Source organism: Flavobacterium sp., assembly GCF_044368625.1.
Taxonomy (GTDB): domain Bacteria; phylum Bacteroidota; class Bacteroidia; order Flavobacteriales; family Flavobacteriaceae; genus Flavobacterium.
The window spans coordinates 1-8,616 of the sequence record NZ_JBIPPD010000140.1 but is presented as its reverse complement, the minus strand read 5'-3'; the positions used below and the strand labels follow the sequence as shown (position 1 = coordinate 8,616).

The 8,616-nt window shown below is 37.4% G+C and carries 6 protein-coding genes and 1 pseudogene; all 7 read right to left on the bottom strand.

Going from position 1 to position 8,616, the window contains the following annotated elements:
* Window positions 1-66 precede the first annotated feature (66 nt).
* Window positions 67-951 carry a GSCFA domain-containing protein gene (locus ACIQ2X_RS10885; RefSeq protein ID WP_396178954.1) on the bottom strand — a complete coding sequence of 295 codons (885 nt, stop codon included), beginning with the start codon at window positions 949-951 and terminating at the stop codon, window positions 67-69.
* Window positions 952-1,057: 106 nt separating this feature from the next.
* A complete protein-coding gene (locus ACIQ2X_RS10880) occupies window positions 1,058-1,375 on the bottom strand; it encodes a rhodanese-like domain-containing protein (protein WP_396178953.1) in 318 nt (105 codons plus the stop codon).
* Between the two features lie 62 nt (window positions 1,376-1,437).
* Window positions 1,438-3,195, bottom strand: a complete 1,758-nt coding sequence (locus ACIQ2X_RS10875; protein ID WP_396178952.1) for an aromatic amino acid hydroxylase — start codon at window positions 3,193-3,195, stop codon at window positions 1,438-1,440.
* A gap of 282 nt (window positions 3,196-3,477) precedes the next feature.
* Window positions 3,478-6,261: an AsmA-like C-terminal region-containing protein gene (locus ACIQ2X_RS10870; RefSeq protein WP_396178951.1), complete on the bottom strand. Its 2,784-nt coding sequence runs from the start codon at window positions 6,259-6,261 to the stop codon at window positions 3,478-3,480.
* 114 nt (window positions 6,262-6,375) lie between these two features.
* A complete protein-coding gene (locus ACIQ2X_RS10865; protein WP_396178950.1) occupies window positions 6,376-6,573 on the bottom strand; it encodes a hypothetical protein in 198 nt (65 codons plus the stop codon).
* A 118-nt stretch (window positions 6,574-6,691) separates the two neighbouring features.
* The gene (locus tag ACIQ2X_RS10860; protein WP_396178949.1) at window positions 6,692-7,228 is read right to left on the bottom strand and encodes a DUF4136 domain-containing protein; all 537 of its coding nucleotides are present in this window, start codon (window positions 7,226-7,228) and stop codon (window positions 6,692-6,694) included.
* A gap of 179 nt (window positions 7,229-7,407) precedes the next feature.
* Window positions 7,408-8,616: pseudogene (locus tag ACIQ2X_RS10855) on the bottom strand (urocanate hydratase); the annotation flags it as partial.

The following is an 8,616-nucleotide window of genomic DNA, read 5'->3' as shown; positions in this document are numbered from 1 at the left end:
CGAATTGCCAATAGTTTTCAATACGTTGAAAAGCGTATTTTGTAGAAAGTTAATTGTGAATGCCAACTAAAATTGCATGTGTGGAAACTCAGTTTGAATTTGTTCTACTTTTTCGTGAAGGTTTCGAAGAAATTTTTGATGCAAATGCGAAGCAGCATTGAACGGTTTGTGTTGCAAAGCTTTTTGAATTGTTTGAACTTGCGCCATTGTGGTGTATGAAGACTTCTCGATATAGGTTTCCACAAATCGAGACCAAATATAATCAATTGCAGTAGCGTTTGGGTGTATTAAATCACCATTGTAAAAACGGTAATCACGCAATTCATCCATCATAATTTCGTAGGATGGAAAGTAACTTAGATCATTTTTGTTTTGCGGTTCTCGAACCAATTCGTAGACTGCCGAAATCAGATTAGACTTGCTCACCTGATTTTCTACAAACCCATCTTTTAAATGACGTACTGGCGAAATGGTATAAATAAAGTGGCATTTTGAATTAAGCGATCCAATCAATGCGGCAATATTTTCTAATGATTTCGTTATTTCAGCAGTAGTAAGTAAGTGCTTTGAGAAATTTTTTTGTGGTATTTTATGACAATTGGCTGCAATTTCTTGACTTTCGATGAATTTATAAACCCAAGCGGTTCCTAACGTTAACACAAAATGGGATGCTGTGGAAAGTTGGTTGTACAGACTTATTAAATTGTCATTCAACATTTGCAGCATATATTCTTTGTCAGAATGCGATAAATCAGAATGGATTTCAAAACAATGCCATCTTTCATTGTGAAAAAAGAGTTGCTTTTCAGTATAAAAATCCTTTCGTACACTACGTTGGATGATTTTTTCGACGGATTTTGGATTAAAGATTATTCCGAATGGATTAGAGGTATGATGAAATTTAAAGTAATCCAATTTAGCGCCAATGTTTTCTACAAAACAAGATCCCATTGCAACAATATTTGACCTATAATTGATAGGGTTGTGAACGGTTGCAAGGGGAACTTTGGTAAAAAATTGCATTTATAAGATATTCAAAAAAAATAAAAAAGTTTGCTTACATTGCAGAAAGCTTGTTGTTTAACGATTTCCAGCCGCCACCATTGATGCAATCAACGCCATTTTTGGATAGTAAAGATGTAGCTTGAGCACTTCTCATTCCCGATTGGCAACAAGCAATTATCGGTTTGTTCCAACTCTTGATTTTAGCGACCTCAAATTCCAACGACGGAAGCGGCATATTTTTAGATCCAATAACATGACCACCCACATATTCTGCATTACTTCTTACATCAATAATGATAGCGCCTTTTTTGGCGTATTCTTCGACTTTACCAATCGTATTTCCAAAACCTAAAAAATCTAAAAATCCCATAGTGTTCTATTTTTTTTGACAAAGTTAGGCCATGGAAATCAGTAGTATTGTAACAAATGTTGCTAGACCGCTTCTTTTTCGAAAATTAATTCCAAACCATTGCTTATGAGTTTTTGTACCTCAGGACGGTTTTCTTTAATTTTTTCGAGGTAAATCAAAACTTCTTGCATCAACTGGGGCTCGTCTCTTTCTTTTAAAATTTCAACTAGTTCAAGAGGTAATAACCAATCTTTCGGGTGGTTGACTTTTAAATCATTAAAAATATTTTTCAACGACTCATCGAGTTTATTATTTTCACGAACATTTCGTACTTTTCGATACAAGTTTTCCAGTTCTGTGCGTTCGTCCGTTTTTTTAGCTTTAATTGTTGTACTAGAGGGAACGTGTGTGATGAGGTCAAAACTGTTTACATCTGCAGGTCCTGAAAACGCCGAAACAACTTTTTTTCCAACTGCCATATCATAGTGGCCCCATTCCGGTTGAAATAAAACTGTTTCTCTATGGGTCACAGTACAATTTTTAAAACTGATTAAAATAATTTCGCCCTGTAAATTTCGAGAACCTGTAATGATTTCACCAGATACCGTGATGTCGCCTTCAAATTCGAGCGTCACCGTTTTTCCTTCATAAATATCGTAGGCTTTCAAGTCCCGTGGACTCATGTCTTCAATAGCCAGATTGATTCCTTTTAACATCCCAATCGGACTTCCAAATCCTTCTGCATGGGTGTTTGTTCCGTGTCCAACCAATTCTTTATTTCTATATGATAGCGCCGTTTTGCCGGTAGTTTGTACATAAACCGACTTGCCGTTGTGTTCAATTACGTTGCTGAAGTTTCCCGAAATTTGCAATCCAGTACTCAATTCAATAGTGCCTAAAGCTTGGGAATCAATCAGTTTTTTCACACTTTTGGGTCCGCCTTTTCGCAACGCCATTGTATTGGCAAATTCTTCTAAAACTTGGTTCAAGTAAGCAAAGTCAGGTGTTACAAAAAGTTGCGGTTGTGGTTTTGTAATGTCAAAACTCTGTTCAGCGGCGTCAAGCGAATAAGGGATTTTTTTTACTTCATCCGTCATGCACCAAGCACTTTCCCCAATGGAAGAAAGCAATCCGGCACCGTAAATTTTAGGATTTTCGACCGTGCCAATCAAGCCGTATTCCACGGTCCACCAATGTAAATTTCTGATTTTTGACATTTCCGAAAGTTCTCCCATATTGTTCTGCAAGTCCTCCACCGCTTTTTCTGCAGCATCAATTGCTGCCTGAGGCGTTCCTTCGGCTTCCTTTAAAATCGAAAGTAATCGGATGGCTTCATACATTTCGTAATCCTTATGAGAAGAAATGGCTTTACAACCAATTTCGCCAAAACGTCGCAAATATTCGGCATATTCCGGATTCGCAATAATTGGAGCGTGACCCGCACCTTCGTGAATGATGTCCGGAGCCGGGGTATATTCAATATGTTCCAACTGTCGAATATCCGAGGCAATCACCAAAACATTATACGCCTGAAATTCCATAAATGCATTTGGCGGAATAAATCCGTCAACGGCCACTGCCGCCCAACCAATTTCTTTCAGGATTCGGTTCATTCCGTACATATTAGGGATGTTTTCAATCTCCAAACCTGTTTTTTTCAAGCCTTCCAAATACGAATTATGAGCTACTTTACTCAAATAGTCTACGTTTTTTCGCATCACATAACGCCAAACCGCCTGATTTATAGGAGTGTAATCAGCATAATCCTGAGGTTTTATAAACTGCTTTAAATGTTTGGGTAACCTGTCAATCAAGGGGTTACTTTCAAATGAATTTGTCATAACTTCAAACGTTGTAGTTTGCTGTAAAGTTACGATTTTTTTTTGAAGCCTTTTCCAGCTTTCCATTACAATCTTTTTCTCGAAAACCTTTTTTTCTACGAACCGTCAGGAGCTTCCGTTGGTCGCTCTGCCAGTTCAAGAAAAAATAGGTTTTCGAGCAAAAGGATTTCCATTTCAATCTGGGCTAGGGCGGTGGTGCTGAAATCCTGCAAGGTTTCCAAAAACTTGTAGGATAAAAAAACCGCAACATCTCTGTTACGGTTTGAATTGACAATATGTTTTTTACTCCGTCACAACATTCTCCGTTTTCACTTCCACAGGAACTGGAGCATTTTCATCGTACTCCGTTTCCTTCAAATCCTCCGTTTTTCTACCCAATCGCACTTTAGGTTTTTCTTGGGTTCCGGTTACTTTCATTGGTATTCCTAAAATTCCTAAAGGAGGTAATCCCAAACGCATTTTCAGGTTCAAATTTCCGTCAAGACTGGTTTGGCCTTCAAAGCGAAGTCGGAATCCTGCTACTTTAATCTTGAAACGTTCAATGTTGATGATGTTGTTTTTGATGGTGGTTTTGATGTCTACTTTTGAGACATCAGGATTTTTGAGGGCTTCATTTTCGGTTTGTTGCGAAACGGCATTGAGCAATTTGAAGCCTTTCATTTTTACTTTCTTTACCGAAAGTGTTCCTCCACCATTGAGCGAAGGCATAATCGGTTGCATATTATGGTCCAAAACACCCGAAATTATGTAGTCTAAACCAACAATTCCTTCGGCACTTTCGGCCGAAGAGGCAATTTCTCGAAATAGTTTGATTTCGTTATAGGCCCGTTTGATGTCAAAATCGTTGGCTGTAATTTTATACTCGAATTTCGCCTTTTGAGTACCTTCGTTTTTGTAGAAAGCATCCATTTTTGCAACGGCATCAATAATGTTCAAGGTTCCGTTTTGTAGCGATAGCGAACCTTTATTGATTTTTACATTTCCGCTTACTTTTTTGATGGTCAAATCGTCATACAAAATTTTTGAGGCGTTAAAAAGCAGGTTTAAATCCAGATTATTCGGAATTTCAATCACGGTTGAAACGGTTTTTGGCTGTTCATCTTCATCAGCCGGATTGACTTTTACTTCTTCGGACGGAATGAGTTCGTTGAGGTGGAGTTCATTTGCTGAAAAGCTAAAATTTCCTTTCAAAATTTGATTTTTTGCCAAAGCAAAATTAATGGCATTTTCAAGATAGCCGTTCATCGTGACGTTCGCGGAACCATAAATTCCGGTGAAATCTTGGAACTTCATTTGGTCTTGAAAAAAGGTGAACAAACCCTTTTTTATCGTGAAAGGTTTTGGTAAGTATTCGCTTCTCGTCACAATATCTTTGAGCTCTAATGTGCCGCTGTTTTTGAGTTTGCCATAGTTTTTATTGGTGGCGTCGCTTTGTCTTCCGGCAAGGCTCAAATTGGCTTTGATGGAACCGTCGAGGTCGAGTCCTTTTTGCGAAAATACTTTGTACACTTTCGCCACGTTGATGGTTCCTTTTGCTTTTATATCATATACAATATCATCAAAATTTTTGAAAGATGCTTTTACAACAAAAGGTTCGCCTTCAAATTTGAATCCTGCTTGCGGAATTAAAAAGGCGATGTCTTTGTAGTTTCCGGTTTTGTTTTCCAAATTGGCCTTGATGTTGATGTTCTTAATCGGATTCGGATAGTATTCGGTTTTCAGATAGCCGTTTGCAAGTTGGAAATCGCTTTTTGTAATGGGGAATTTGCGTTTTTTGGCATCATAAATTCCATTTGCAATTGCATCAATATTGAGGTTTCCTTTGATGTCTATCGTGTTGATTCCGATGGCTTTGTTGAGTTTTTCGAGGTCTAACCTGGATTTGATTTTGCTGTTGATGGCAATCGTTTTTCCAAAACCTTCGGTTTTTATAATTCCGCTGAAATAATCTTTACCCATCACAAAATAAAGCGAATCGATATTGATTTTGAGTTTCGAAATATCGAGTTGAGGCAGTTGTGTTTGAAAATTAAGGTAGATTTTATCGGCTGGATCAGGAGCCTTGTTGTGCGACACAAAACCCTCGCGAACTTTTAAGCCAAAAGTAACGCTTGGTTTTTGATTTTCAGATGCAATGTATTTTCCTTTCAGGGTAAAATAGGCATCGGTTTTTCCTCTGATTTCGGTTTTTTCCAGCCACGTGATGAATTTTGGAGGAAGTGCCGTAAACAAATCGTGCAGGTTACTGTTTTCGGTTTTTACATTAAAATCCAAGGCATAGCCGTTTTTGAGAAAATCGAATTTTCCTTTGAATTCTATCGGAAGTTTATTGATTACGAGATTGTTTTCAGTAAAAACAAACGACAACGAATTGGTATTTATCTTGGTTAAAAGCTTGGCTGAAACTTTTTTATGGGTAAGATATTCTTCTTTATCAAAGGCAAAATCCAGACTTCCAATTTCGGCTTTGGTTTCCAAATCAAAATTGGATTGTTCCAAATCGCCTTTTCCTAGATAGTTGAAACCTGTGGCTTTTATATTTATTTTGGTTGCCAAATCATTGTAAATCAATGAAGTGTTTTCAATCTGGATGCGTTCTAATTTCAACGAAGCACTTTCGGAGCTCGAAACGGTGTCGGTGGTTTTGGATTTGTACACATTATAATTCGCTTCTCCTTTTTTATTGACTTGAACACTGATTTTGGCATTATCAATATAAATTTCATCAATGTTAATCTGGCTCCCGAAAAGCAAACTCGGAATGTCAATTCCCAAACCGATTTCTTTTGCCGAAACAAGCGATTGGTCTTTAAAAGGTTGAGAACCGTTTAAATTAAAATCATTCAACGTTAAAGTCAGCGATGGAAAATGTTTGAAAAACGATAGTTCTGAATCTTTAAAATTCAGTTCGCCATCCAGATTTTTATTGGCTAAAACTTTTATTTTTTCGGTAATCGTATCGGCAAAAATAACGGGTAAAATAACGAGAAGTGCGAGGATGACTCCAAATGCAATGCCACTGATTTTTAATGTCTTTCGTAGTAAAGATTTCTTTTTTGGTTCCACTTTTGTTTTTGTTTTTGGATGGCAAAGTTACAATTAAACCGATAAGATTTTAACATTTGCGTCCAAAAAAAAACCGCAACATCGATGTTACGGTTAAACCTATAATTTATCAATTCAGCTTAAAACCATAATTGTAGAGGCGAAAATTAAGCATAAAGTAACTATTCCAATTCTCAAACTCCATTTGCTTTCACGTAGTTGGTCAAAACTATATTTTTGTCCAAACCAAATCCATCTAACTGCCGCTCCAATTTTTCTAGCTATTTTTGAAATAAAAAGCGATAAAAATTCTTCAATTATTTCATAAACCATAAAGTTACCTATTTAAATTTGCGTAGAACTACAATGCGACTTACAACTGGAACCGACCTCTGCGAATGAACAAAAGCATTGCCTACTGCGACTCAGAACTGCGACAAGAAACTGAAAACTACTTCACTTTAGGTGGATATTGTTCTAAAATTTTAGTCACAAATTCCTGAATACGTTCTTCTTTATTTTTTTGATTTCTAAAAATTTCTCCATCGCCTTCGCCTTGCCAAACCAATTCTTTTTTCTTGGCGTCAATTAAATCGATAAACAAAGTTCCAGAAGTGGTTCGTATAACTGAAGTTTGATTTCCACCCCACATCCAAGGATTCCATCCCCATCCCCAACCGTAACCCCAACCGTTGTTGAACGTATTTACGTCAACTTGTTCACGTGATTTGGTAAAGAAATTAATAAGTAAATCGGGGTTTTCACTTTTTACAAATCCTTTGGCGAGAAGGGTTGTCTCGATGGATTTCAAAACCCGTTTTTTGTCTAAATCTGAAATTTCGACTTTATCGACTCCCGGTTTGTAAAAAGCGAAAGTTTTGTATTGTTCAAAGGACACACTCTTGTCAAAATCCGTTTGCACTTTAATGGACGAACAGGAAGTCAACAAGGCAATTAGGAAAAGCGGTACATAATTAAAAAATTTCATAGCATAAAATTTAGGAGTTGTTTTTTTTCTCTTGGAAACTTTTGACAATAGCAATAATGTTTAAAACTATTGAGGTAAAAAGCAGCGGATATTTAATGTAAATCGAGTCAATTAGCAGACTTATTGCTAAAAGACAAATTCCCAACGCCATCAATTTCATACTCATTGAAATCATAGTTCTAAAAATTTAAGAGGGCATCGTCTACTAAGTTAGGGATGGTAACTTTTAATAAAGGTTGCGTTTCCATCGCTCTTTTTATAGCAAAAATTGCACCTTCATTTCTAGCCCAGTTTCTTCTGGAGATTCCGTTGTTTACGTCCCAAAAAAGCATTGATTCTAAACGTTTTGAGGCCTCCTTAGAGCCATCAAGAACCATACCGAAACCACCATTGATTACTTCTCCCCAGCCAACTCCGCCGCCGTTGTGAATAGAGACCCACGTCGCACCACGAAAGCTATCGCCAATAACATTTTGAATTGCCATATCGGCGGTAAAGCGCGAACCGTCGTAAATATTTGAAGTTTCTCTGTAAGGAGAATCGGTTCCTGAAACATCGTGGTGGTCGCGACCCAAAATTACGAACCCAATTTCGCCATTTGCTATCGCTTTATTGAATGCTTCGGCAATTTTTACTCGTCCTTCGGCATCGGCATATAAAATTCGGGCTTGAGAACCAACGACTAATTTATTTTCTTGAGCACCTTTGATCCATTGAATATTATCGGCCATTTGCTGTTGGATTTCTTCGGGTGAATTTTTCATCATTTCTTCCAAAACTTCGCAGGCAATTTGGTCGGTTTTTGCTAAATCTTCTGGTTTTCCCGAAGCACAAACCCAACGAAAAGGTCCAAAACCATAATCAAAACACATTGGCCCCATAATATCTTGAACATAACTATTGTACTTAAAATCAATGTGATTTTCGGCAAAAACATCGGCTCCGGCACGGGAAGCTTCTAATAAAAACGCATTTCCGTAGTCAAAAAAGTAAGTGCCCTTTGCCGTATGTTTATTGATGGCTTCTGCATGACGACGAAGTGTTTTTTGAACTTCCTCTTTAAAGTTTTCAGGATTATTGGCCATTAAATCATTCGATTCTTCAAAGGTAAACCCGATGGGATAATAACCACCAGCCCATGGATTGTGTAGCGATGTTTGGTCGGATCCCAAATCGATGTGCACATTTTCTTGGTCAAAACGTTCCCAAACATCGACCACATTTCCCAGATAAGCAATCGATACTACTTCTTTATTTGCTAATGCCTTTTGAACTCTTGGGACTAATTCATCAATAGTTGAAATTACTTCATTAATCCAACCTTGCGAATGTCGAATGTGAGTAATTTTAGGATTTACTTCGGCACAAACTGTTACACAGCCTGCAAT